At 64.4% G+C, this 24,307-nt stretch carries 25 protein-coding genes and 1 tRNA gene; 19 read left to right on the forward strand and 7 right to left on the reverse strand.

Going from position 1 to position 24,307, the window contains the following annotated elements; all coding sequences use genetic code 11:
* Nucleotides 1-114: 114 nt before the first annotated feature.
* On the reverse strand, nt 115-1,170 hold the full coding sequence (gene hemH / locus DW2_RS08895; protein ID WP_038145567.1) for a ferrochelatase: 1,056 nt from the start codon (nt 1,168-1,170) through the stop codon (nt 115-117).
* 125 nt (nt 1,171-1,295) lie between these two features.
* On the opposite strand from hemH, the gene otsB reads away from it, so the two are divergent.
* Both otsB and DW2_RS08905 read left to right on the forward strand, forming a co-directional pair.
* Nucleotides 1,296-2,027 (forward strand): trehalose-phosphatase, encoded by a 732-nt coding sequence (gene otsB, locus DW2_RS08900; protein WP_038145874.1) that lies wholly within the window; start codon nt 1,296-1,298, stop codon nt 2,025-2,027.
* 2 nt (nt 2,028-2,029) lie between these two features.
* A complete protein-coding gene (locus DW2_RS08905; protein WP_038145570.1) occupies nt 2,030-3,376 on the forward strand; it encodes an alpha,alpha-trehalose-phosphate synthase (UDP-forming) in 1,347 nt (448 codons plus the stop codon).
* Here DW2_RS08905 and DW2_RS08910 read toward each other — a convergent pair whose 3' ends face one another.
* On the reverse strand, nt 3,377-4,213 hold the full coding sequence (locus DW2_RS08910; RefSeq protein ID WP_038145573.1) for a methyltransferase domain-containing protein: 837 nt from the start codon (nt 4,211-4,213) through the stop codon (nt 3,377-3,379).
* Here DW2_RS08910 and DW2_RS08915 point away from each other — a divergent pair.
* The 4 genes from DW2_RS08915 to DW2_RS08930 are packed head-to-tail and all read left to right on the forward strand — an operon-like array spanning nt 4,212 to nt 6,547.
* Nucleotides 4,212-4,976, forward strand: a complete 765-nt coding sequence (locus tag DW2_RS08915) for a ComF family protein (protein WP_238321299.1) — start codon at nt 4,212-4,214, stop codon at nt 4,974-4,976. The two genes, DW2_RS08910 and DW2_RS08915, sit on opposite strands and share 2 nt — an antisense overlap.
* A gap of 39 nt (nt 4,977-5,015) precedes the next feature.
* On the forward strand, nt 5,016-5,273 hold the full coding sequence (gene grxC / locus DW2_RS08920; RefSeq protein ID WP_038145576.1) for a glutaredoxin 3: 258 nt from the start codon (nt 5,016-5,018) through the stop codon (nt 5,271-5,273).
* A gap of 3 nt (nt 5,274-5,276) precedes the next feature.
* Nucleotides 5,277-6,107: a carbon-nitrogen hydrolase family protein gene (locus tag DW2_RS08925; protein ID WP_038145577.1), complete on the forward strand. Its 831-nt coding sequence runs from the start codon at nt 5,277-5,279 to the stop codon at nt 6,105-6,107.
* Between the two features lie 50 nt (nt 6,108-6,157).
* Complete coding sequence (locus DW2_RS08930; protein WP_051855804.1) at nt 6,158-6,547, forward strand: MarR family winged helix-turn-helix transcriptional regulator; 390 nt, start codon at nt 6,158-6,160, stop codon at nt 6,545-6,547.
* Between the two features lie 263 nt (nt 6,548-6,810).
* On the opposite strand, the gene DW2_RS08935 is transcribed toward DW2_RS08930, so the two are convergent.
* From DW2_RS08935 to DW2_RS08945, 3 genes are all read right to left on the reverse strand, one after another.
* Nucleotides 6,811-7,914 carry a site-specific DNA-methyltransferase gene (locus DW2_RS08935; protein ID WP_038145579.1) on the reverse strand — a complete coding sequence of 368 codons (1,104 nt, stop codon included), beginning with the start codon at nt 7,912-7,914 and terminating at the stop codon, nt 6,811-6,813.
* A gap of 101 nt (nt 7,915-8,015) precedes the next feature.
* Nucleotides 8,016-8,651 (reverse strand): ribonuclease HII, encoded by a 636-nt coding sequence (locus DW2_RS08940; protein ID WP_038145581.1) that lies wholly within the window; start codon nt 8,649-8,651, stop codon nt 8,016-8,018.
* A gap of 99 nt (nt 8,652-8,750) precedes the next feature.
* Complete coding sequence (locus DW2_RS08945; protein WP_038145583.1) at nt 8,751-9,272, reverse strand: hypothetical protein; 522 nt, start codon at nt 9,270-9,272, stop codon at nt 8,751-8,753.
* A 169-nt stretch (nt 9,273-9,441) separates the two neighbouring features.
* Here DW2_RS08945 and DW2_RS08950 point away from each other — a divergent pair, with 169 nt between their 5' ends.
* The 4 genes from DW2_RS08950 to DW2_RS08965 all read left to right on the forward strand — a co-directional run bounded on the left by DW2_RS08950 (nt 9,442) and on the right by DW2_RS08965 (nt 12,857).
* Nucleotides 9,442-9,723 (forward strand): hypothetical protein, encoded by a 282-nt coding sequence (locus DW2_RS08950; protein ID WP_038145586.1) that lies wholly within the window; start codon nt 9,442-9,444, stop codon nt 9,721-9,723.
* Complete coding sequence (locus DW2_RS08955; RefSeq protein ID WP_038145588.1) at nt 9,695-10,399, forward strand: histidine kinase; 705 nt, start codon at nt 9,695-9,697, stop codon at nt 10,397-10,399. Before DW2_RS08950 ends, DW2_RS08955 begins: the two co-directional genes overlap by 29 nt.
* Nucleotides 10,400-10,466: 67 nt before the next feature.
* Nucleotides 10,467-11,561, forward strand: coding sequence for a carboxynorspermidine decarboxylase (nspC, locus tag DW2_RS08960; RefSeq protein WP_038145591.1), 1,095 nt, complete (start codon nt 10,467-10,469; stop codon nt 11,559-11,561).
* Between the two features lie 48 nt (nt 11,562-11,609).
* Complete coding sequence (locus DW2_RS08965) at nt 11,610-12,857, forward strand: saccharopine dehydrogenase family protein (RefSeq protein ID WP_038145593.1); 1,248 nt, start codon at nt 11,610-11,612, stop codon at nt 12,855-12,857.
* Between the two features lie 71 nt (nt 12,858-12,928).
* Here the strand turns inward: DW2_RS08965 and DW2_RS08970 are convergent.
* Nucleotides 12,929-13,005: transfer RNA gene (locus tag DW2_RS08970), tRNA-Arg, on the reverse strand.
* A gap of 260 nt (nt 13,006-13,265) precedes the next feature.
* Here DW2_RS08970 and DW2_RS08975 point away from each other — a divergent pair.
* The gene (locus DW2_RS08975) at nt 13,266-14,294 is read left to right on the forward strand and encodes a LacI family DNA-binding transcriptional regulator (protein WP_051855741.1); all 1,029 of its coding nucleotides are present in this window, start codon (nt 13,266-13,268) and stop codon (nt 14,292-14,294) included.
* Between the two features lie 13 nt (nt 14,295-14,307).
* On the opposite strand, the gene DW2_RS08980 is transcribed toward DW2_RS08975, so the two are convergent.
* Nucleotides 14,308-15,129: an ABC transporter permease gene (locus tag DW2_RS08980; protein WP_038145596.1), complete on the reverse strand. Its 822-nt coding sequence runs from the start codon at nt 15,127-15,129 to the stop codon at nt 14,308-14,310.
* A 130-nt stretch (nt 15,130-15,259) separates the two neighbouring features.
* Here DW2_RS08980 and cysQ point away from each other — a divergent pair, with 130 nt between their 5' ends.
* From cysQ to DW2_RS09020, 8 genes are all read left to right on the forward strand, one after another.
* Nucleotides 15,260-16,057: a 3'(2'),5'-bisphosphate nucleotidase CysQ gene (cysQ, locus tag DW2_RS08985; RefSeq protein ID WP_038145599.1), complete on the forward strand. Its 798-nt coding sequence runs from the start codon at nt 15,260-15,262 to the stop codon at nt 16,055-16,057.
* Nucleotides 16,057-16,857, forward strand: coding sequence for a 3-deoxy-manno-octulosonate cytidylyltransferase (locus tag DW2_RS08990; protein ID WP_038145601.1), 801 nt, complete (start codon nt 16,057-16,059; stop codon nt 16,855-16,857). Before cysQ ends, DW2_RS08990 begins: the two co-directional genes overlap by 1 nt.
* 184 nt (nt 16,858-17,041) lie before the next feature.
* Nucleotides 17,042-17,935 carry a UTP--glucose-1-phosphate uridylyltransferase GalU gene (galU, locus tag DW2_RS08995; protein ID WP_038145604.1) on the forward strand — a complete coding sequence of 298 codons (894 nt, stop codon included), beginning with the start codon at nt 17,042-17,044 and terminating at the stop codon, nt 17,933-17,935.
* A gap of 3 nt (nt 17,936-17,938) precedes the next feature.
* Complete coding sequence (gene galE, locus DW2_RS09000; protein ID WP_038145605.1) at nt 17,939-18,925, forward strand: UDP-glucose 4-epimerase GalE; 987 nt, start codon at nt 17,939-17,941, stop codon at nt 18,923-18,925.
* 27 nt (nt 18,926-18,952) lie between these two features.
* Entirely contained in the window at nt 18,953-19,975 is a 1,023-nt protein-coding gene (locus DW2_RS09005; protein WP_038145607.1) for a glycosyltransferase family 2 protein, read from the forward strand.
* A 194-nt stretch (nt 19,976-20,169) separates the two neighbouring features.
* Nucleotides 20,170-21,180, forward strand: coding sequence for a glycosyltransferase family 2 protein (locus tag DW2_RS09010; RefSeq protein ID WP_038145609.1), 1,011 nt, complete (start codon nt 20,170-20,172; stop codon nt 21,178-21,180).
* A 13-nt stretch (nt 21,181-21,193) separates the two neighbouring features.
* Nucleotides 21,194-22,891 carry a DUF5927 domain-containing protein gene (locus DW2_RS09015; RefSeq protein WP_038145610.1) on the forward strand — a complete coding sequence of 566 codons (1,698 nt, stop codon included), beginning with the start codon at nt 21,194-21,196 and terminating at the stop codon, nt 22,889-22,891.
* A 4-nt stretch (nt 22,892-22,895) separates the two neighbouring features.
* Nucleotides 22,896-24,293 (forward strand): nodulation protein NodH, encoded by a 1,398-nt coding sequence (locus tag DW2_RS09020; RefSeq protein WP_038145611.1) that lies wholly within the window; start codon nt 22,896-22,898, stop codon nt 24,291-24,293.
* Nucleotides 24,294-24,307 lie beyond the last annotated feature (14 nt).

Below are 24,307 nucleotides of genomic sequence, written 5' to 3' on the forward strand. Positions count from 1 at the left end.
CTCACCCCGGGATATTTTATCCAAGGGGAAGGGGACTTCCTCTTGACCCAAATATCCCCGGGGGTGAATTCGCGGATGCGAAGAGGGGGCGGGCAGCCCCCTCCCCCCCGTTCGTCAGTCGAGCCAGCCCGCGAGGTTTTCCTCGACCACGTCCATCAGCGCCTTGATGTGCAATTCGTCGTCGTTGAGGCAGGGGATATAGGTGAAGCTCTCGCCGCCGGCCTCCTCGAAGGCCTCGCGGATCTCGCCGTTGATCTCTTCCAGCGTCTCGATGCAATCCGCGCTGAAGGCGGGCGAGATCACCGCGATGTTCTTCTTGCCCTGTTTGGCCAGCTCGGCGACATGTTCGACGGTGTAGGGCTTGAGCCATTCCTCGGTGCCGAAGACGGACTGGAAAGTGGTGTCGATCGAACCCTTCTCCCAGCCCAGCCGCTCGCGCAGCAGGCGCGAGGTCTTCTGGCACTGGCAGTGATAGGGGTCGCCCTCCATCAGGTAGCGCTTGGGCATGCCGTGATAGGAGGCCACGAGCACGTCGGGCTTGGTGTCGAGCGTCGCATAGACCCGCTCCACCGAGTTTGCCAGCGCCTCGATATAGGAGGGGCGGTCGAAATATTCGGGGGCCACGCGCGCGGCGGGCTGTCGCTTCTGCGTCATCAGCGCGCGGAAGAACTGATCGTTCGCGGTGGCCGAGGTGGCGCCTGCATATTGCGGGTAGAGCGGCACGAACAGGATCTTCTCGCAGCCCTGCTTCACCATCCGGTCCACGACGGACCGGGTGGAGGGATTGCCGTAGCGCATGCAGTAATCGACGATCACCTCCTGTCCGTAGCGCGCCGCGACGGCCTCGCGCAGCTTGGCCACCTGCTGCTTGGTGATCGTCATCAGCGGGCTTTCATTCGCCTCTTCGTTCCAGATCGTCTTGTAATTCGCGCCGCTGGTGAAGGGGCGTTTCGCGAGGATGATGAGCTGCAGGAGCGGCTGCCACTTCCAGGCCGGGTAGTCGATCACCCGCTTGTCCGAGAGGAACTCGTTGAGGTAGCGGCGCATCGACCAGTAATCGGTGGCGTCCGGTGTTCCGAGGTTGGCGACGAGCAGGCCGATCTTGGCTTCGGGAACGGGCGGGTGATCCGCCGGGGCGTGGGCGAGGCGCGCGGTCGCGTCATTCGTCATGTTTCACTGTCCTGTCATCGTTTCTTCGGAACCTCATCCCGACTTAACGGGTTTCCCGATCAGGTCAATGCGGCCTATTCAACCGGGACAGGATCTCTTACGTTGTTCGCATGGCAATGGATGACATGACCGGCAACAAACCGGCCCCTCCCGCGATCGAGCTGGCGAGGGACGCGGTTTTCCTCGATTTCGACGGCTGTCTCGTGGAGATCGCCCCCCGCCCCGATGCGGTGGTGATCCCGCCCGACCTTCCAGCAATGCTCACGACGCTCGCTGAGGCGCTCGATGGCGCGCTTGCCGTGGTGTCGGGCCGGTCGCTGAGGGATCTCGAACATTTCCTGTCCGGCTATGCGGGCCCGATGGTCGGCAGCCACGGGGCGGAGGCGCGCGGAATGGATCCTCCGCTGGCGGAAAGCCCGGCCGAACTGACAGCGTTGCAGGCGGAACTGGCGCGCTTTGCGCAGACACAGGGTCTGCTCTACGAGGAAAAGAGCCATGGCGGCGCGCTTCATTTCCGCGCCGACCCGACGCGCCAGCAGGAGGTCGAGGAGTTCACGGCCGCGCTGGCGGATCGTTTTCCAGCCTTCGCGATACAGCCGGCGAAGATGGCGGTGGAACTGCGTCCGGAGGGCTATTCGAAGGACGGGGCGCTCGCCTTGCTTTCGGAACTGCCCGATTTCAGCGGGCGGCGGCCCGTCTATGCGGGCGACGACCGGACCGACGAACCGGCGCTGGCCTGGGCCGAGGCGAATGAGGGTTACGGGATCAAGATCGGCGAGGGAGAGAGCGCGGCGCGCTTCCATCTGCCCGAGCCGGAAGACTTGCGCGCCTGGCTGGCCGCGGCAGTGAGAGGGTGAGCATGGGGCGTCTGATCTGCCTGTCGAATCGCATTCCGACCGGGGCCAATCCGTCGGGCGGGCTCGTGGTCGCGCTTGGCGACGTGCTGACCGAGACCGGCGGGATCTGGATCGGAACCTCGGGAGAGATCGCGAAACGCCCCGGCACGAAATTGCGCGAGATCGAGGGCGGCCCCTTCAAGCGCCTGTGTTTCGACCTCACCGAGCAGGAGCAGGAAAACTACTACGCGGGCTATTCGAATTCCGTGCTCTGGCCCCTCTTTCACGGCCGCGCCGACCTGATGGAGATCCATCAGGAATATCTCTCCTCCTACAAGCAGGTGAATCGCCGGCTCGCCAAGATGGTCGCCGCGATGATCGAACCCGAGGACCGGATCTGGGTCCATGACTTCCATCTCCTGCCGCTCGCCTACGAGCTGAGGGTCCTCGGCATCCAGAACCTGATCGGTTTCTTCCTGCACACGCCCTTTCCCGGCCCGACCTCGATGCAGGCGCTGCCCAACGGGCGCGAGATCTGCCAGTGGCTGGCGAATTACGATCTGATCGGGCTTCAGGCGGAACGCGACGTCCGCGCCTGCCTCGCCTCGATGGTCGAGATCGGCGGGGCGAGCGACCTGGGCAACGGTTTCGTCCATCTCTCGCCGCGACAGAGCCGAATTGCGGCCTTCCCGATCGGCATCGACGCCCGCGAATTCACCGAGCTGGCCGAGCGCGAGATCGAGAAGCTTCCTCCGGGCATTCTCAAACCCGAGCGGCGCCTGGTGATCGGGGTGGACCGGCTGGACTATTCCAAGGGTGTGCCGCAGCGCTTCCGCGCCTTCGGGGAATTCCTCGAGCGCCACGAAGACTGGCACCGCTTTGTCTCGCTGCTCCAGATATCGCCCCCCACGCGCGAGGGTGTTCAGGCCTATGACGATATCCGCGAGGAGACCGAGCATCTCTCGGGCCGGATCAACGGTCAGTTCGCCGATATCCAGTGGGCCCCGATCCGCTTCATCAACCGCCCGGTGCCGCGCGAGGTGCTCGCCGGGCTCTACCGCGCGTCGGACGTCGCCTTGGTGACGCCGCTGATGGACGGGATGAACCTCGTCGCGAAGGAATTCGTCGCAGCCCAGGACCCGCGGGATCCGGGCGTCCTGATCCTGTCGCAATTCGCCGGGGCGGCCGAGCAGATGACCGAGGCGCTCCTGGTGAATCCCCATGACACCGAGCAGATGGCGACCACGATGATCACCGCGCTGATGATGTCGCATTCCGAGCGGCGCGAGCGTCATGCCGCGCTGATGAAAGGGCTCGACCGGCACGACGTGCATTGGTGGTCGAACGCGTTTCTCACCAGCCTCGGCTGATCACGCCCGGCCCGGCTTGTCCCCGGTGGGACGTTCCGGGACGCCCAATGCATCCGCGAGCCTCTGCGCCGCCGATCCGGGGCGAAGCGGTTTCTGCTGATCGGGATGGGGTTTCCACCCGGTCAGCCAGACCATCTCGAAACTCGCGCGGATCCGGCCATCGGGTTCCTGATAGCTCTCCGAATAGAGCCGCAGCGCCTCTGCCAGAACGTCGCGGCGCAGGAAGCGCCGGTTCCGCGACGCCAGCGCGTTTGTCTCGCCCATCGCGCGCAGATCCGAGAGCAGCCGCAGCGGCGTCTCGTAGGTGACCTTGCGCATCACCGCATCGGCCACCGGCAAGGCAAATCCCGCCCGCTGGATCAGCGCGCCCAGGTCGCGGATCTCGCCCATCGGCAGGATCCGCGGGCTGAGCCCCCCGGTGATCGCCGCCTCGGCCTGTGCAAGTGCTGCGCGCAACTCATTGAGCGTCTGGCCGCCGAACAGCACCGCAAGGAACAGCCCGTCGGGTTGGAGCGCGCGCGCCGCCTGCACCATCTGGCCGACCGGATCATTCGCCCAGTGCAGGCACATCGCATGCACCACGAGGTCATGCGCGCCTTCCTCCAGATCCAGCACGTCGTCGTCGCGGACCAGCTTGGCGCCGGGCAGACTGTCGCGCCAGGGCTCGGGGAAAGCCGTGATCAGGGCGGGGGCCGTAAAGGTTCTGTTAACCTCGAGCAGTCTTTCTGAAAGCTCCGCCGCGGCGTCCTCGTGCAAGAACAGCTCGGGGGCGCGGGCGGCGCGCATCCTGTGGCGCTCGAGCGCCTCGCGATCGGTCAGAAGGGGCGGTGTCGTCATGTCGGGAACGATCCTTACTGCGCTTCGCGCGCGGATGCTAGCGGTCGGAACGATCGGGCTGCGCGCCGTCTTCCCGCCGCTCTGTATCGCCTGCGACACCGAGATGGGAAGCGAGTCGGGCCTCTGCCCCGCCTGCTGGGCCGAAACGGAATTCGCCCGCGGGACCTCCTGCGACAGCTGCGGCGTGCCGCTTCCGGGCGCAAGCGACGGTCAGACCCTGCGCTGCGACGACTGCCTTGTCCATCCAAGGCTCTGGGATCAGGGGCGCACGGTGATGCTCTATTCCGGCACCGGGCGCCAGCTCGTGCTCGCGCTCAAACATGGTGACCGGCTCGATCTCGTCCCGCCATTGGCGCGCTGGCTTGCGCAGGCCGCCGCGCCGCTTCTCGGCCCCGACACCGTTATCGCGCCGATCCCGCTGCATCGCTGGCGGCTGATCCGCCGGCGCTACAATCAGGCCGCGCTCCTGTCGCGGGCCCTGGCCCGGCTGGGCGGACATGCGCATTGCGCCGATCTCTTCACGAGGCTGCGCGCGACGCCCCGGCAAAAGGGTCTGACACGCCCCGAACGGCAGACCAATCTCGAGGGCGCGATCGCGATTTCGGCCAAGCGGGCCGCATTGATCGATGGCCGCCCGCTGCTCATCGTGGACGATGTGATGACCTCGGGGGCGACGCTGAGTGCCGCGACGCGGGCCGCGCGCGAGGCAGGCGCATCGCGGGTTTGCGTTGTGACACTGGCACGCGTTGCGAAGGCGCCCTAAATCCCTATAGTCTTGCCGACAAAAGGGAATGAACAGAGCATGAAACGCGTCGAAATCTACACCACCCGCACCTGCCCCTTCTGCATCGCGGCCAAGCGGCTGCTCGACCAGAAGGGCATCGCCTATGAGGAAACCGATGTGGGTGCCAATCCGAGCCTGCGCGCCGAGATGATGCAGCGCGCCAATGGCCGCCGCACCGTGCCGCAGATCTTCATCGGCGGCGAAGGCGTCGGCGGCTGCGACGAGTTGCATGCGCTCGAGCATGCCGGCAAGCTCGACCAGATGCTGGCAGGGTGAGCGATGAAGGCGGCTCTGGTTCAGCTCTCCGTCACCGACGACCCGGCACAGAACCTGCCGGTCACGCTGGACTTCATTCGCGAGGCCGCCTCCCGCGGGGCGCAGCTGATCGCAACGCCCGAATGCACCAACATGATCTCGTCGGACCGCGCGCATCAGAGCGCGGTCCTGCACCATGAGCATCACGACCCCACGCTCGAGGCGATCTGCGCCGAGGCGGAAAGGCTCGGGGTCTATGTCCTGATAGGCTCGCTCTGCCTGAAGACCGAGGATGACGACGGGCGCTTCGCGAACCGGTCCTTCCTGATCGGGCGCAAGGGCAACATCAAGGCCCGCTACGACAAGATCCACATGTTCGATGTCGACGTGTCGGAAACCGAGCGCTACCGCGAATCCGAAGCCTACCGGCCGGGGCGCGAGGCGGTTCTCGGCCCGACCAAATACGCCCAGATCGGGATGACGGTCTGCTACGACCTGCGGTTCCCGCATCTCTACCGGTCGCTGGCGCAGGGCGGCGCGCAGATCCTGTCGATCCCCGCCGCCTTCAACGACACGACCGGCCGCGCCCATTGGGAAGTATTGGTCCGCGCCCGGGCGATCGAGAACACCTGTTTCGTTCTGGCGCCCGCGCAATGCGGCACCCATGCCGCGCATGGCAACCGGCCGCGCCGGACCTGGGGGCATTCGCTCGCGGTGGGCCCGTGGGGCGATGTGCTCACCGATGGCGGGACCGAGCCGGGGGTGACGCTGGTCGATCTCGACCTCGCGCAGGTCGATGCGGTGCGCTCGCGGCTGCGCTCGCTCTTTCACGACCGGAGCTTCGAGGGACCGTGAGCAGCCCGGAAACCGACCCGCTTGCCGCGACGCTGTTCGCCGAGGTCTTCATGGCCGATCAGCTCGCGCGCAACGTCGTCAGCCGGGCGCTGCCCAAGGGGATGGAGATCTCGCATTTCTCGGTGCTCAACCATCTCGCGCATATCGGCGAGGAGCGCACACCCGCGCAGCTCGCGGCCTCGTTCCACGTCACCCGCGGCGCGATGACGAACACGCTCGCGAAGCTGGAATGGGCAGGCCATGTCCATATCCGTCCCGACTGGGACGATGCGCGGCGCAAATGGGTCTCGCTCTCGCCCTCGGGACGCCGGGCGCGCGACGCCGCGCTCGCCTCGCTGATGCCGATCATCGGCGGCATCGTGCGCGATCTCGGCCCCGAGAAGGTCCGCGCGACGCTGCCCGTGCTGCGCGAACTGCGCGCGCGGCTCGAGGAAAGCTGAGGGGCAGGAGGGGCGCTGCCCCTCTGGCCTGCGGCCATTCACCCCGGGATATTTCGGGCATTTGGAAGCGTGCCTGTCGCGGGCTTCCAAATGCCTGAAATATCCCGGGGGAGCCTGCCGAAGGCGGGCGGGGGCAGCGCCCCCCTTTCCACGCCGGAGATGCGAAAAGACCCCGCCGTTCCATGCACGGCGGGGCAAGGCTGTATCCGGGGGGTAGCCCCCGGATACTGGCGGTAACTGGGAATTCGGAGGTGCCGGCGCGCTCAGTTCATCTCGGCGCGGATCTGCTGGCGCAGCAGGTCGATCGGCACCTGCTTGCCGTCGCGCTTGAAGGTCCAGTAGGTCCAACCGTTGCACGAGGGCGCGCCTTCGAGATGGGCACCGACCTGGTGGATCGAGCCCTTCACGTCGTCGCCGATCAGCGTACCGTCCGCCCGCACCTTGGCCTTGTAGCGGCCGTTGAGCGAGTAGAGTTCTTCGCCCGGGCGCAGCAAGCCACGCTCAACGAGCTGGCCGAAAGGCACGCGGGGCTCGGCGCGCTTGGAGGTCGAGACCTCGAGCGCCTCCTTGTCGAATTTCCGGATCTTCGACAGGCGCTTGCGGGCCACCACGCGATAGCTTTCCTCGCGCTCGATCCCGATGAAGTCGCGGCCCAGCATCTTGGCCACCGCGCCGGTCGTGCCGGTCCCGAAGAACGGGTCGAGCACCACGTCGCCCGGATTGGTGGTGCCGACGAGGATGCGGTGCAGCAGCGCCTCGGGCTTCTGGGTCGGGTGGGCCTTGTCGCCATTGGCGTCCTTGAGACGCTCGCCGCCATTGCAGATCGGCAGCACCCAGTCCGAGCGCATCTGCACGCCCTCGTTGAGCGATTTCAGCGCCTCGTAGTTGAAGGTGTATTTCGCGCCTTCGGATTTCGACGCCCAGATCAGGGTCTCATGCGCGTTGGTCAGGCGCTTGCCGCGGAAATTCGGCATCGGGTTCGATTTGCGCCATACCACGTCGTTGAGGATCCAGAAGCCCTGGTTCTGCAATTCCGCGCCCATGCGGAAGACGTTGTGATAGGAGCCGATCACCCAGAGCGCACCGTTCGGCTTGAGAATGCGGCGCGCGGCCGCCAGCCAGTCGCGGGTGAAATTGTCGTAATGCGCGAAGGAGCCGAACTGGTCCCAAGCGTCGTCGACCGCGTCGACCTTGGAATTGTCGGGGCGATGCAGATCGCCGCGGAGCTGAAGATTGTAGGGTGGATCGGCAAAGATCAGGTCCACGCTTGCCTCGGGCAAGCTGTTCATCATCTCGATGCAGTCACCTTCAAGAATCTGGTTCAGGGGCAGCGCCGCCTGGCCCGCCTGCGTCTTCGTCTTGGTCATTTTCGCCTCTTTAATGCCCGCCTCACGGGAATGCCGGCTTGTGCCGATCTATGCCGTCAAAGATGAGTCAAAGGCGATTCCGCGTCAATTTCTTTTTTGAATCAAGGGGTTATACTTTTCGCTTGGCACAAGATATTGTGGACTGGCTTGAAGCTTCGTCTATGAACGGGGGTCACCCCTAGATCTAGAAGCGCCTGCAAATGATCTCGCGTCGGGTAGCCCGCATTCCGCTCCCAGCCGTAGCCCGGATACTGTTGCGCCAAGTCCACCATGAGCCGGTCGCGAGCCTCCTTGGCCAGGATCGAGGCCGCCGCGATCGAGAGCGAGCGGGCATCGCCCTTCACGATCGCCTCGGCCGAGACGCCCAGATCCCGGGGTATCCGGTTGCCGTCGACGAGGACATGATCGGGTCCGGCGCGAAGGCCGGCGACCGCCCGGCACATCGCCAGATGCGCGGCGTGGTAGATATTGAGTGCGTCGATCTCCTCGACCGAGGCATGGGCGATGCACCACTCGCTGCATTCCATGATCTGTAAGGTCAGGTCGGCGCGACGCTTCGCGGTGAGCTTCTTCGAATCGTTGAGGCCCTCGGGGATCCGCGCCGGATCGAGAATCACGGCCGCCGCGGTGACCGGGCCGCAAAGCGGGCCGCGACCGACCTCGTCGACCCCGGCAATGCGGGCCAGGCCGCGCTCCTGGGCGGCCTCTTCGAAGGAAAAATCGGGTGCGTTCGACATGGCACGGGGATGCACCGGTTCGCCGATGCGATCAACGAAAAAGCGGGGGCCCGAAAGCCCCCGCCCTGCTCGTTGCCTCATGTTCTTGTTCTGGACGGATCAGCGCCGCGAGAAGCGGACCCCCCGATCCTCGAGGCAATTGCGGCCATAAACCTCTTCATAGCGGTTCCGGCCGGTCTTCATGTCGAAGGAACAGCGGTCGGGCAGACGTGCGCGGGTGTGGCGGTCGAGACAGTCGGCCGAGACGACCTCGCTCCAGCCGGTGCGGGTACGAACCTGCTGCACGCATTGCTGCGGCAGGGAGATCCGGTCGCGGTCGTGGCGCTCCCGGCGGTCGCGCGCCTCGCGGCGTTCGCGCTCGCGGCGCTCCCGTTCGAGCCGGGTCTGGCGCTGCTGCCAGGTTTCGTTCGTATAGTGGCGCGGCGCCGGCTGAGCGCGCTGCCGGTTCGAATTGTTCACCGAGTCGAGGATCAGTGCGGCGGCTCCGATGCCCAGCAGAACCTTCAGCGCGTCACGGTCCTTCTTGCCGAGGGCGGCCGCCGGCGTGGCAGTGGCGGCCACTGCGCCGAGCGCGATAGTGGTGGCGGTGATCAGCGCCGTCGCTTTGGTCTTGAACGTCATCTTTTCGCTCCTTCCGGTGGGGCAGCCCCGAAAGGCCGCGTCATCTCGATGCATCCACCCTCGGCCGAGGGGCAAAAGACAGGCAATAACGCGGCGCGGCTATCGGATAGCAGGGCTGCAAGGCGCCTTTGTTATTGAATAGCAGCCGGTTCCCGCGCAGCGTGAGCGCATGAAACACGCATTGATCATATTGGCGTTTCTCGCCTCTGCCTCGGCGGCCCAAGCGGCGTGCTATGCCGATTACAAGGCCAAGCGCGACAATCCGTTGCAGCTGCAATACGGGGTGGCGCAGGTCTCGGACGAGGCATGCACGAAAGAGGCCGCCGCGCGCGAATTGGCGCCGAGGCTGAATGCTGCGGGCTGGACCTTGCTGACGGTTCTCTCCACATTCGGGCCCGAAGGTTTGGAGCAGAGGAAAGCCAGTGCCGGACAATACTTCCTCCGTTACTGACAGCCTCCGGCTGGGGTCGCGGGCGGTCGTCGGCGGGGTCATCGCGGTGGTCGCGATTCTCGCGATTGCGGCCGCGTTTCTCTTCGCGAAGCTTCCCGATGCCGATGCGTTCAATGCGCGTGTCGAACATATCTTCGTGCAGAACGACAACCTGACCTCGCAGGCCGAGATCAAGCTGCTCGAGGTTCTGGCGCAATCCGCCACGGCGTTCTCGGACGTGCTGGCGAGCTACCGGGTGATCATCTTCATCCTGCTGATCTTCGCCGCCGCGCTTCTGATCGCCGCGATGGTCTTCCTGCTGCTGCTGATCGGCCTCAACCGGCGCATGACCGAGATCCGCCGCGCCGGGATCGAGGTGCAGAGCCTGCGGATCCTGCGCGCCGAGAATGCGGTGCTGCTCAACGACATGGCCTTCACGCTGACGCCCGCGGCGATCGAGACGCTCTCGGTTCTGGCCGAGGCGCGGATGGATGACGACGTGCTCACCGGCGCACAGATCGAAGGCGTGATCTCGGGGCGCGACGCGGCCGAATGCGAGGAGGCCGCCGGCGCCACCCGGATCAAGCGGCTGCGCGACGCGCTCGGCAACCAGCTCGTGGCGGAACTGCTGGTGCGCAACATTTCCCGCAAGGGATATACGCTTGCGGTCAGCAAGGACGCGATCCGCGTCGATTGACCGACCCTTGCGTGGCAGGGCTATGGGCCCTATATCGCGGCTTCACTTTGCCGTCCGGGGGGGATGAATGATTCCGACACCCTTTTACCTGATCGACGAAGCGCGCCTTCTCGAGAACATGCGCAAGATCGAACGCCTGCGGGAGCGCTCCGGCGCCAAGGCGCTTCTGGCGCTCAAATGTTTTGCGACCTGGTCCGCCTTCGACATCATGCGTCCCTATATGGACGGAACGACCTCGAGCTCGCTTTTCGAGTTGAGGCTTGGGCGCGAGAAATTCGGCCGCGAGACCCATGCCTATTCCGTGGCCTGGTCGGATGGCGAGATCGACGAGGCGATTTCCTATGCCGACAAGATCATCTTCAACTCGCTGAGCCAGCTCGACCGGTTCGGCGAGAAGGCCGCGCATATCGAGCGCGGTCTGCGGCTCAATCCCCGTTTCTCGACCTCCGGCTTCGATCTGGCCGACCCGGCGCGGCCCTTCTCGCGTCTCGGCGAGTGGGATCTGGCGCGCCTGGAACAGGCAATGGACCGGATCTCGGGGGTGATGATCCATTACAATTGCGAGAACGCGGATTTCGCGCTCTTCGATCAGCAGCTGAGCCGGATCGAGGCGGAATTCGGTGAGGTCCTGAAACGGCTGGACTGGGTGAGCCTGGGTGGCGGCATCCATTTCACCGGCGAAGGCTATCCGCTCGACGATCTGGCCGACCGGCTCAAGCGGTTCTCCGAGACCTATGGCGTGCAGGTCTATCTCGAACCGGGCGAAGCCTCGATCACGCAATCGGCCAGCCTCGAGGTCTCGGTGCTCGACATTCTCGACAACGGCAAGAAGATCGCGATCGTCGACAGTTCGATCGAGGCGCATATGCTCGATCTTCTGATCTATCGGGAAACCGCGAAACTGCCGCAGACCGGCACGCATGACTACCAGATCGCGGGCAAGACCTGCCTGGCGGGCGACATCTTCGGCGATGCGCGCTTCGAGGCGCCGCTGCAGATCGGCGACCGGATCTCGATCGCGGATGCCGCCGGTTACACGATGGTCAAGAAAAACTGGTTCAACGGCGTGAACATGCCCGCCATCGCGATCCGCCGGGCCGATGGTAGCATCGACCGGATTCGCGAATTCACCTACGAGGACTACCTTTCCTCATTGTCCTGAGGGCCTGCGCGCCCCCTTCCCCTGTCCAGCCAGAAGGAGACAGCCGAAGTGAAGAAGAACGTGCTCATCATCGGAGCGGGCGGCGTGGCCCAGGTCGTGGCGCATAAATGCGCACAGAACAACGATATTCTGGGCGACCTGCATATCGCCTCGCGCACCAGGTCGAAATGCGACGCGATCCTCGAGAGCGTGCATGAGAAAGGCGCGATGAAGGTCGAGGGCACGTTCGAAGCGCATCAGCTCGACGCGATGGACACCGCCGCCACCGCCGATCTGATCCGCAAGACCGGGGCGCAGATCGTGATCAATGTGGGCTCGGCCTTCGTGAACAAATACGTGCTCGACGCCTGCATCGAGACCGGCGCCGCCTATATCGACACCGCGATCCACGAAGAGCCCGACAAGATCTGCGAAACCCCGCCGTGGTATGCGAATTACGAGTGGAAGAAGCGCGATCTCTGCGCCGAGAAGGGGATCACCGCGATCCTCGGCGCGGGCTTCGATCCCGGCGTGGTCAACGCCTATGCGCGTTTCGCGGTCGACATGATGGACGAGGTGAAATCCATCGACATCGTCGATATCAACGCGGGCTCGCATGGCAAGTATTTCGCGACCAATTTCGACCCCGAGATCAACTTCCGCGAATTCACCGGCACCGTCTATTACTGGGAAGACCGGCAATGGAAGGAAAAGGCGATGTTCGAGACCGGCAAGACCTGGGATCTCCCGGTCGTCGGCCCGTCCAAAGCCTATATGTCGGGCCATGACGAGGTGCATTCGCTCGCGGCCAATTACCCGCAGGCCGATGTGCGGTTCTGGATGGGCTTCGGCGATCACTACATCAACGTCTTCACCGTGCTGAAGAATATCGGCCTTCTCTCGGAGCATCCGGTCAAGACCGCCGAGGGTCAGGAAGTGATCCCGCTCAAGGTGGTCAAGGCCTGCCTGCCCGACCCGGCCTCGCTGGCGCCGAACTATACCGGCAAGACCTGCATCGGCGATCTGGTGAAGGGCACCAAGGACGGCGAGGAGTTCGAGGTCTTCGTCTACAACGTCGCCGATCACAAGGACGCCTATAACGAGGTCGGCTCGCAGGGCATCTCCTACACCGCGGGCGTTCCACCGGTCGCCGCTGCGATCCTGATTGCCGAAGGCGACTGGGATGCGAAGGAAATGAAGAACGTCGAGGAACTGGATCCCAAGCCCTTCTTCACCGTGCTCGACCGGATCGGCCTGCCGACCCGCTTGCAGATCGGCGGACTGGGCGGCGAGGACAAGGCCTGGACGGAAGCCTGAGCGGCTTGCCAGAGACATGAAAGGCCCGCCAATCGGCGGGCCTTTTCACATGGGGACTTCACACGGGGAAGTGGCGATCCCGGCAGGATTCGAACCTGCAACCTGCCCCTTAGGAGGGGGCTGCTCTATCCAGTTGAGCCACGGGACCACGCGCCTCTTGATGCCGTCAAAGCGGCGTCTGTGCAAGTCGGGAGCTCCGCAAAAGAAAAGGGGACGCGTATTGGCCCACCGCATCCCCTTTTGGCACTCGCCCCACGATCGGAGTCTACACGCGCTGCGAGCTATGGCGGCGACCGGAAGATCTGGAGTTCGAACCGGCACCGTTATCGCTAACATACGGCGCATCATTCGCTTGCGCAAGGGAAATGTTTGACGCTAACAAGAATTGACCCATCAGAGGAAGATCGCGTGTCCCGCCCCACTGAAACCCGCCGCCCCCTCACCCTGCGCGATGTCTCCGAGGCATCCGGCGTCTCCGAAATGACGGTGAGCCGCGTGTTGCGCAATCGCGGAGACGTGTCCGAAACCACCCGCGAGAAGGTGCTTCAGGCCGCCAAGGCGCTCGGCTACGTGCCCAACAAGATCGCCGGCGCCCTGGCGTCGCAACGGGTCAATCTGGTGGCGGTGATCATTCCCTCGCTGTCGAACCTCGTCTTTCCGAAAGTGCTTTCGAGCATTTCGGACGAGCTCGAGGATACCGGGCTGCAGCCCGTGGTGGGCGTGACGAACTATTCTCCGGAAAAGGAGGAACAGGTCCTCTACGAGATGCTCTCCTGGCGGCCCTCGGGGGTCATCATCGCCGGTCTCGAACACACGCCGGCCGCGCGGGCGATGCTCGAGAATGCGGGCATCCCGGTCGTCGAGATCATGGATGTCGATGGCGAGGGCGTGGATTCGGTCGTCGGCATCTCGCATCGCCGGGCGGGTCTGCACATGGCCGAGGCGATCATCGCCGCGGGCTACCGCCGGATCGGCTTCCTCGGGTCGAAGATGCCCGAGGATCACCGCGCGCGAAAGCGGCTCGAAGGTTTCCAGGAGGGGCTCGCGAAGGCCGGGATCGAGCTGGCCGATACCGAATTCTACGCGGGCGGCTCGGCGCTGGCCAAGGGCCGCGAGATGACCGAGACGATCCTCAAGCGGACCCCCGATCTCGATTTCCTCTACTATTCGAACGACATGATCGGCGCGGGCGGGCTCCTGTGGTGTCTCGATCAGGGGATCGACGTGCCCGGCCGCATCGGCCTTGCCGGCTTCAACGGGCTCGACCTGCTCGACGGGTTCTCGGTGCGGCTCGCGACGATGAACGCCTGCCGCGGCGAGATCGGCCGCAAGGCCGCGCAGATCATCGCGGGACGCTCGCAAAGCAACATGATCGGCGGCGAGGTGATCGAACTCGAGCCCGTACTCGAACCCGGCGACACGATCCGCAAGGCCTGATCCCGAAACGGGGTCAGCGGCGCGCGCCCCAGCTGATCGAGGCGTATTGCCGGGTGTAGAACTCGCCCATCAGCCCGATCATCAGAAGCGCCAGCCCGACATAGAGCGGATAGTGCCAATCCGAGAAATGCGGATTGTAATTGATGAAGGTGAACCCCCGCGCCTGGTCGATCGTGTGGAACAAGGGGTTCCAGTCGAACAGGACCAGCATCTTGTGCGGCAGGTTGTTGGCGAGGAACATCTTGCCCGAGGCGATCATGTTCGCGCGGCTGTAGATCTGCTGGATCACCCCGACCACATCCGGCGCCCAGGGCTTGGCGGCCAGAAGCACCAGCCCGATCGCCAACCCGGTGAACCACGACAGCAGCACCATCCCCAGCGCCCCGACCCAGTTGTAGATCTCGATCGGGTGGAAGGCTGCGTGATAGATGAAAAGCACCACGATCATCGACAGCATCTGGATATAGAGCGTGCTCAGCGCGGCCGCCGAGATCGAGATCGCGGTCGTCATCGGCGCGTGTTTCATCATCGCCGAGGTCGGCCCCTCGGCGCCGAAAACCGCGCCGATCGTCTTGGTATGCGTCATGAACAGGAAGATCCCGCTCATGATGTAGAGCAGGAAATCGCCACGCACCGAATTGCCGCGCATCCCGAGCACGCCGAACATGATGTAGAAGGTCAGCACCAGAAGAAGCGTCTGCACCATGTTCAGGATCAGCCCGACCAGCGCGTTGCCATGCGACTGACGCAACCGGCGGACGGTCGCATGATAGATCCGCTCCAGCAGGCTGAAGGTCGATCCGAGCGTCGAGTTGCTGCGTTCTGCTCTGAACATAATCCTGCCGGTTCGGGGTGCCGCTCTGCCTGACGCCGGGCGCCATGCTTGCTCAAGCCGTGCCGGCGCATCATAAGAGGGGTGTTGGAGCATATCAATTGGGCCAGATCATGGCCGGAATGGAGAGAGCATGGATTTCGAGCATCTGATCAAGGTGATGCGACGGCTCGCGCTCGAGGCGGGCGACAAGATCATGGAGATCTACAACGCGCCCGATTTCGAGGTGAAATCCAAATCCGACAATTCCCCCGTGACCGAGGCCGATGAGGCGACGGATGCGTTGATCTCGGCGGGGCTGCGCGCGGCCTTTCCCGATATCCCGCTGGTGACCGAGGAACAGGCCGAGACCCACGATCAGTCCGTCTCGACCTTCCTGATCGTCGATCCGCTCGACGGGACGAAGGAATTCGTCCAGCGGCGCGGCGATTTCACCGTCAACATCGCCTATGTGGAAAACGGCGTGCCGCTGCGCGGGGTGGTTTTCGCGCCGGCCAAGGGACGGCTCTTCTATACGCTCGCCGAAGGCCGCGCAGTCGAGGAGATCGGCCCCGATTTCTCCAAGGACACGGTCGGAACCCAGAAGCCGATCACGGTCTCGGTGCCCGACAATCGCGGGCTGATGGTGGTGGCATCGAAATCGCATCGCGATCAGGCGACCGACGACTATATCGGCAAATACGCGGTGAAGGACATGCGCTCGGCCGGGTCCTCGCTGAAATTCTGCCTCGTCGCGACCGGGGAGGCCGATCTCTATCCGCGGCTCGGGCGCACGATGGAATGGGACACCGCAGCCGGTGACGCCGTCCTGCGCGGCGCCGGTGGCGAGATGATCCGGTTCGAGGATCATGCGCCCTTCACCTATGGCAAGCCCGGCTTCGAAAACCCCTTCTTCATCGCCTATGCCCCCGGCGTTCTCCTGGTGAAATAATGTCCGTTCTCATCGTCATCCCTGCCCGCTACGCCTCGACCCGCTATCCCGGAAAACCGCTCGTCGAGCTGACCGGGGTCACGGGCGAGAAAAAGACCCTGATCCAGCGCAGCTGGGAAGCCGCGCAAGCGGTGAGTGGCGTCGACCGCGTCGTCGTCGCGACCGATGACGAGCGGATCCGCGCCCTGAGCGAGGGTTTCGGCGCCGAGGTGGTGATGACCTCGGAGGCCTGCCGCAACGGGACGGAACGCTGCGCCGAGGCCGCCGAGACGCTGGGCGGCGGTTTCGAGATCGTGGTGAACCTCCAGGGCGACGCCCCGCTGACCCCCGCCTGGTTCATCGAGGATCTGGTGGCGGGGCTGCGCGCGAATGACTGGGCCGAGCTCGCCACGCCGGTGCTGCGCTGCGAGGGCGCGATGCTCAAGAGCCTCCACGAGGATCGGATGCACGGACGCGTCGGCGGCACCACCGCGGTCTTCGGCGCGGGCAACCGCGGGCTTTATTTCTCGAAGGAGGTGATCCCCTATGCCGGGAAGGATTACGCCCCGGAGGCGCCCACCCCGGTCTTTCACCATGTGGGCGTCTATGCCTACCGCCCAGGCATTCTCGCCGATTACGCGACCTGGCCGATCGGGCCGCTCGAAACGCTCGAAGGGCTCGAACAGCTCCGCTTCCTCGAGAACGGACGCGCGGTGCTCTGCGTCGAGGTCGAGGCGCGCGGGCGGCAGTTCTGGGAGCTCAACAATCCCTCGGACGTGCCGCGCATCGAGGCGATGATGGCCGAGATGAACCTCGCCTGAACGCCCGGCCCCTCCGGCAGCAGACCTGGGGAACCCGATACAGATTTGCGCATTCGGTCAGTGTCTGGGCAATAACCAGCGAGGGACGGGATCATGCGACAGCAGGTTCCTTGTCCCTTCGCGCGTTTGTCGTCACAATGACACCAAACCCAGCGAGCACATCGCAACAGATCGAAGGTGACAAATGAAACGCAAGGTGACGAAGGCGATCTTTCCGGTTGCCGGCCTTGGAACTCGATTCCTCCCCGCCACGAAATCGATCCCGAAAGAGATCCTGACCCTGGTGGACCGCCCGCTCATCCAGTACGCGATCGACGAGGCGCGTGCCGCGGGCATCCGGGAATTCATCTTCGTGACCTCGCGCGGCAAGTCCGCGCTTGAGGATTATTTCGACAACGCGCCCGAACTCGAGGCGGCGCTGCAGGCGAAGAAGAAGACCGAGCTCTACGACGAGCTGCAGAAGACCAACATGGATTCGGGCGCGATCGCCTATGTGCGCCAGAACCAACCGCTCGGCCTTGGTCACGCGGTCTGGTGCGCGCGTCGGCTCGTGCATGACGAACCCTTCGCGGTCATCCTGACCGATGACGTGATCGCGGCCGAGAAGCCCTGCCTGCAGCAGATGATGGAAGCCTATGAGGAAACCGGCGGCAACGTCGTGGCCGCGATGGAAGTGCCGCCCGAGAAGACCTCGTCCTACGGCGTGCTCGACATCGCCGAGGCGAACGGGCCGATGCTGAAGGTGAAGGGCATGGTCGAGAAGCCCTCGCCGGAGAATGCGCCCTCGAATCTCGCCGTGATCGGACGCTACATCCTGACGCCGAATATCATGCAGAACCTCAACAAGAAGGAAACCGGCGCGGGCGGCGAGATCCAGCTCACCGACGCGATCGCGCATGAGATCGAGGTCGGCAATCCGGTCTACGGCTACCGCTTCAAGGGCCAGCGCTTCGATTGCGGCTCGAAGGCGGGTTTCCTGCAGGCCACCGTGGCCTTCGGCCTCCAACGCCCCGACCTCAAGGACGAGTTCGGCGACTATCTGAGCGATGTGATGTCGATGCGGACCGCTGCCGAGTAAGCGATGAAGCCGCATGTTCTGGTGACGGGCGGTGCGGGCTATATCGGCTCGCACGCCTGCAAGGCGCTGAGCGAGGCCGGCTATGTGCCGGTCTGTTTCGACAACCTCTCCACCGGGTGGCGCGAGGCGGTGAAGTTCGGCCCGCTCGAGGAAGGCGATCTCGCCGACCGCGCCCGGCTCGACGAGGTCTTCGCGACATACAGGCCCGTCGCGGTGATGCATTTCGCGGCACTCAGCCTTGTCGGCGAGTCGATGCAGAACCCGTCGAAATACTGGCGCACCAACGTCAATTGCGCGCTCAACCTGATCGAGGCGGCAATCGATGCGGGTTGCCTGAACGTCGTATTCTCCTCCACCTGCGCCACCTATGGCGATCAGGATGGCGTGGTTCTTGACGAGAACACCGAACAGCGCCCGATCAACGCCTATGGCGGCTCGAAACGCGCGATCGAGGACATGCTGCGCGATTTCGGCGCCAGCCACGGGTTGAACTCGGTGATCTTCCGCTATTTCAACGTGGCCGGCGCCGATCCCGCGGGCGACATCGGCGAGCAGCACGTCCCCGAGACGCATCTGATCCCGCTGATGCTCGACGCGATCGCGGGCAAGCGCCCCGCGCTTACCGTCTTCGGATCGGATTATCCCACGCGCGACGGCACCTGCATCCGCGATTACGTCCATGTCTCCGATCTGGTCGACGCGCATGTGCTGGGGCTGAAATGGCTCGAGGCGGGCAAACCCTCGCGGGTCTTCTGCCTCGGCTCGGGCAACGGGTTTTCGGTGCGCGAGGTGATCGAGGCCTCGCGTGCGGTGACCAATCGCGAGGTGCCGATCGTCGAGGGCGCGCGCCGTCCGGGCGATGCGGCGAGCCTCGTCTCGGGCTCACGCCGGGCGCTCGAGGAGCTGGGCTGGCAGCCGCAACGCTCTGATCTTTCGGTTATGATCGCGGATGCGTGGCGCTGGCATCAGGCGAAAGAGTATGAATACTGATCCGCAAGCCGCGGGTCAGGAGTTCGGATGCCATCGCGCCGCGATTTGTGGGAAGCCTACCGGCTGCGCCTGAAGCGCAGGTCGTTCCTGTGGCGGGCCCTGCGCAAGCGGCGCGAGCTGGTGCGGATCGCTGACCGCACGCGGCAGATCCGGCCGGGCGCGATCCTTCTCTTCGCGGTGATGCGCAACGAGGCCGACCGCCTGCCCTTCTTCCTGCAGCACTATCGCGGGCTCGGTGTCGACCACTTCCTGATCGTCGATAATGGCAGCACCGACGGCACGGCCGAGATGCTGCGCGATGCCGGGGATGTCTCGCTCTGGCGGACCATGGCGAGCTATCGGTCCTCGCGTTTCGGGCTCGACTGGGTGACCTGGCTGATGATCCGGCACGGGCATGATCACTGGTGCCTGACGGTCGATGCGGACGAGTTGCTGATCTACCCCTATCACGACACCCGCCCCCTCCCCGCGCTCACCGAATGGCTCGACGCCTCGGACCTTCCGGCCTTTCCCGCGATGATGCTCGACCTCTATCCGAAGGGGCGCCTCGGGGCGCAGCCCTATCGCCCCGGGCAGGATCCGCGCCGCATCCTGAGCTGGTATGACGCGGGCAATTACACGATCACCCGTCAACGCCGCAGCGACGCGCTCTGGATCCAGGGCGGACCACGGGCGCGCGCTTTCTTCGCGGATCGGCCCCGCCGGGCACCGACGCTCACGAAGATACCTTTGGTGCGCTGGAACCGCCGCTGGGCCTATCTCAACTCGACCCATGCTCTGCTGCCGCGCCGCCTCAACCGCGTCTATGACGAATGGGGCGGCGAGGCGATCTCGGGGCTGCTGCTGCACACGAAATTCCTCGATCTGGTCGTCGGGAAATCCGCCGAGGAGAAGAGCCGCGGCGAACATTTCGGCCGACCGGGCGATTTCGACCCCTATTACGAGGCGCTGATCGCGGACCCCGAATTGTGGACGCCGCATTCCTCGCGTTTGGGCGACTGGCGCCAGCTCGAAGCGCAGGGCCTCATGTCGCGCGGAGGCTGGGTCTGAGCGTTTGTCGCCACATTCGACACAATACGCGCGTCGCAAACGCGTTGATTTCTTCTCAGCGCCCGCGAAGGGAGCTATGACTATGCGTGATATTGTAGTGACGCGCGGAACTTGTTTTTCTGAAAACGGCGACACTTAACCCTTTGATAAGTATATTTCGAAACAAGGGACCGCAGCAGCGGAAGGGACAGTAGTTGGGACTGAGGGATCTGATCAGGCTGCGTCGCAAGCGCAGGTTGAGACAGCTTCGCGCCTTTCTAAAAAGGCGGGAACTCAAAGCCCTTTCCGATCGCACCGCCCAGATCCGCCCCGACGACATCCTCGTCTTCGTCACCGCCCGAAACGAACGCGTCCGCCTGCCCTATTTCCTGCGCTATTACCGCGACATGGGCGTCAACCATTTCCTTTTCGTGGACAATGGCAGCGATGACGGTTCGACCGAATATCTCGCCCGGCAGGAGGATTGCTCGGTCTGGCACACGGAAGCTTCCTACAAGGCCTCGCAATTCGGCATCGACTGGATGAATTGGCTGCTGCGCAAATACGGCACCGGTCACTGGACGCTCACCGTCGATCCGGACGAGTTCTTCGTCTACCCGTTCTGCGATACGCGCCCGATCCGCGCGCTGACCGACTGGCTCGACACCTACGGGCTGCGCTCCTTCCCGGCGATGCTGCTCGACATGTATCCGAAGGGCCCGATCGACGCGAAACCCTATATCGAGGGGCAGAACCCGTTCGATCAGGCCTGCTGGTTCGACGCGGGCAATTACATGATCTCGCAGAACCCGGACTACCGGAACCTGTGGATCCAGGGCGGGCCGCGGGTGCGGATGTTCTTTGCCGAGGATCCCTATCGGTCGCCTTCGCTCAACAAGATCCCGCTGGTGAAATGGGCGCGCGGTCATGTCTATGCCTCCTCGACGCACATGCTGCTGCCGCGCGGGCTCAACCAGGTCTATGACACGATCGGCGGCGAGATGGTCTCGGGTTGCCTGCTGCATGCGAAGTTCCTCTCGCCGCTGACGGCGAAGGTGGCCGAGGAGCTGCGCCGCGAACAGCATTATGCCGGGTCGCGGGAATATCACGCCTATGCCCAGACGATCGCGCAGCAGCCCGATCTGTGGTGCAAATGGTCGGAAAAATATATCAACTGGCGCCAGCTCGAGATCCTCGGGCTGATGTCCAAGGGCAATTGGGCGTAGGGGGCTCGGGCGAGTGACGGTCGGTTTCATCATGATGTGCCACACCGCGCTCGACCGGGCGGCACAGGTCGCGCGGTTCTGGGCCGAAAGCGGCGCGCCGGTGGTGATCCATGTCGACAAGCGCGTGCCGGGGCTCGAATTCGGCGGGCTCAAGCGGGCGCTGGCGGACCTCGACACCGTCTCCTTCTCGCGGCGCTACAAATGCGAATGGGGCACCTGGTCGCTCGTCGCCGCGAGCCAGGCCGCGGCCGAGCAGATGCTCGAACGTCACCAGCATGTCCGCCATGTCTATCTCGCCTCCGGCTCCTGCCTGCCATTGCGCCCGGTTCAGGAACTGACCGACTACCTCGACGCCCGGCCCGAGACCGATTTCATCGAGAGCGTGACCACCACCGAGGTCGGGTGGACGGTCGGCGGCATCGATATCGAGCGTTTCACCCTGCGCTTCCCCTTCTCGTGGAAGAAGCAGCGCCGGCTCTTCGACCGCTATGTGGAATTCCAGCGCAAGACCGGCTTCCGGCGCCGCATCCCCGACGGTCTCGTGCCGCATCTGGGCAGCCAGTGGTGGTGCCTGACGCGGCGCACCCTGTCGGCGATCCTGCAAGATCCCGACCGTCCGCTCTACGACCGGTATTTCAAGCGCGTCTGGATCCCGGACGAGAGCTATTTCCAGACCCTCTCAAGGCTCTATTCCACCTCGATCGAGAGCCGGTCGCTCACGCTCACGAAGTTCGATTTCCAGGGCAAGCCGCATATCTTCTACGACGATCACCTGCAGCTTCTGCGGCGCTCGGATTGCTTCGTCGCGCGCAAGATCTGGCCCCGGGCGGACAAGCTCTACCGCACCTTCCTGTCGAAGAATGCCGGCGGTTCGGCGATGGCGGAGCCGAACCCCGCCAAGATCGACCGGCTGTTCTCGAAATCGATCGAACGGCGCACGCGCGGGCGGCCCGGGCTCTACATGCAGAGCCGCTTCCCGCAGAAAGACCACGAGAACGGCAAGACCTCCGCGCCCTATTCGGTCTTTCAGGGCTTTTCGGATCTGTTCGAAAACTTCGACGGCTGGCTTTCGAAATACGTCGGCGCGCGGGTGCATGGCCATCTCTTCGCCCCCGACCGGGCCGAATTCGCGGGCGGCGAGACGATGTTCAACGGATGCCTGACCGATGACGCGACGCTGCGCGACTACAATCCGCGGGCCTTCCTGACGAACCTGATCTGGAATTCCCGTGGCGAGCGGCAGTGCTTCATGTTCTCGCCGCGCGACAATCAGGCCAATAACTGGTTCACCGCGACCGATCCGAACGCGCAGATCTCGGTCATCACCGGGGCCTGGGCGCTCCCGCTCTCGCGGGTCAACGCCGATTTCTCGACGATCCGACGCGAGGCGGCGCGGTTGCAGAAACGCGAACTCGAACAGCTCGAGATCCTGCGCTCGATGTATGTGAAGGCGCGGGTGCGGATCTGGACACTCTCGGATTTCATCGAGAACCCGATGGAGCCGCTGCAGACCATCATCGACGAGATCAGCCCGCGCATGCCCCGGCGCCTGACCGAGGCGCCGCAGATGGTCGACCTCACCGGCTTCGGCCAGTTCCTGCAGAACCTCAAGAACCAGGGGATGCAGCCGCTGGTGATGGGGGATTTCCCGGTCGAGCCCCGCGTTCCGCAGGACATGACGCAGCACAGCCGCCCCTATCTGGTGAAGTGACGCGATGGCCCGGTTCGACAGCTTCGTCGTCTTCGCCGAGATGCGCACCGGGTCGAACCTTCTCGAGGCGGCCCTCAACGGAATAGAGGGCGTCGCCTGCCACGGTGAGGCGTTCAACCCGGTTCTGATCGGCTATCCGCAGAAGACCGAGCTGCTCGGGATCAGCAAATCCGAGCGCGATGCCGATCCGCTTTCGCTCTGGAAGGCGATCCGCAAGCAGGACGGGCTCAACGGCTGCCGCTATTTCCACGACCACGATCCGCGGATGCTCCCGGTTTTCGTCAACGATCCGAAATGCGCCAAGATCGTGCTGACCCGAAATCCGATCGAGAGCTATGTCAGCCTGCTGATCGCGCGCTCGACCGGGCAATGGAAGCTGGGGGATGCGAAAAGCCGCAAGTCGGCGCGCGCGCGCTTCGACGCGGCCGAGTTCGAAACCCATCTCGAGGAATTGCAGGGCTTCCAGGTGACGCTTCTGAACGCGCTGCAGCGCTCGGGCCAGACTGCCTTCTATCTCGATTACGAGGATGCGCAGTCGCTCGACGTGCTCAACGGGCTGGCGCAATGGCTCGGGGTCGAAGGCCAGCTCGAGAAGCTGCCCGAAGGCCTGAAGGTGCAGAACCCCGAACCGCTCGAGGCGAAGGTGTCGAACTTCTCCGGAATGGAGACCTCGCTTGCACGCCTCGACCGGTTCAACCTGTCCCGGACGCCGAATTTCGAGCCCCGGCGCGGTCCCGGCGTGCCTGGCTTCATCGCGGCGAAAGAGGCGGGGCTTCTCTACATGCCGATGCGACCGGCGATGGATGCGCCGATCCGTGACTGGCTCGCCCGGCTCGGCGATCTCGAGGAGGGGTTCTCGCAAAAGACCCTGCGCCAGTGGAAACGCCGCCATCCCGGCCATCGCAGCTTCACCGTGCTGCGCCACCCGCTGATGCGCGCGCATCTCGCCTTTTCGGCGGTGCTGAACTGGGACAACATGTCCGAGACGCGCACCGTGCTGCGCAAGGCCTACAAGCTGCCGATCCCGGACGAGGGCGTGGCGATCACGCCCGAAGCCTATCCCGACGCTCTGATCGCCTTCCTGAAATGGCTCAAGTCGAATCTCGCGAACCAGACGAGCCTGCCGGTGAACGTGCTCTGGGCCACCCAGTCGGCGCAGCTGCAGGGGCTCTCCCAATTCGCCCTGCCCGATCTTCTGGTGCGCGAGGAGAGCCTGGCGGAGGATCTCGCTTATCTCACGCGCGCCGCCGGGATCGACGCGCCCCCCTTCCCCGAATTCGAGCCGGACACCGCGCCGATCAAGCTGGCCGATATCTGGTGCCCCGAACTCGAAGCCACCGCGCGCGAGACCTATACGCGCGACGTGATGCAATTCGGCTTCGGCGACTGGAAACGCGGCTGAGGCGCAACGAGAAA

The sequence above is a fragment of the Thioclava atlantica genome, from assembly GCF_000737065.1.
GTDB lineage: Bacteria > Pseudomonadota > Alphaproteobacteria > Rhodobacterales > Rhodobacteraceae > Thioclava > Thioclava atlantica.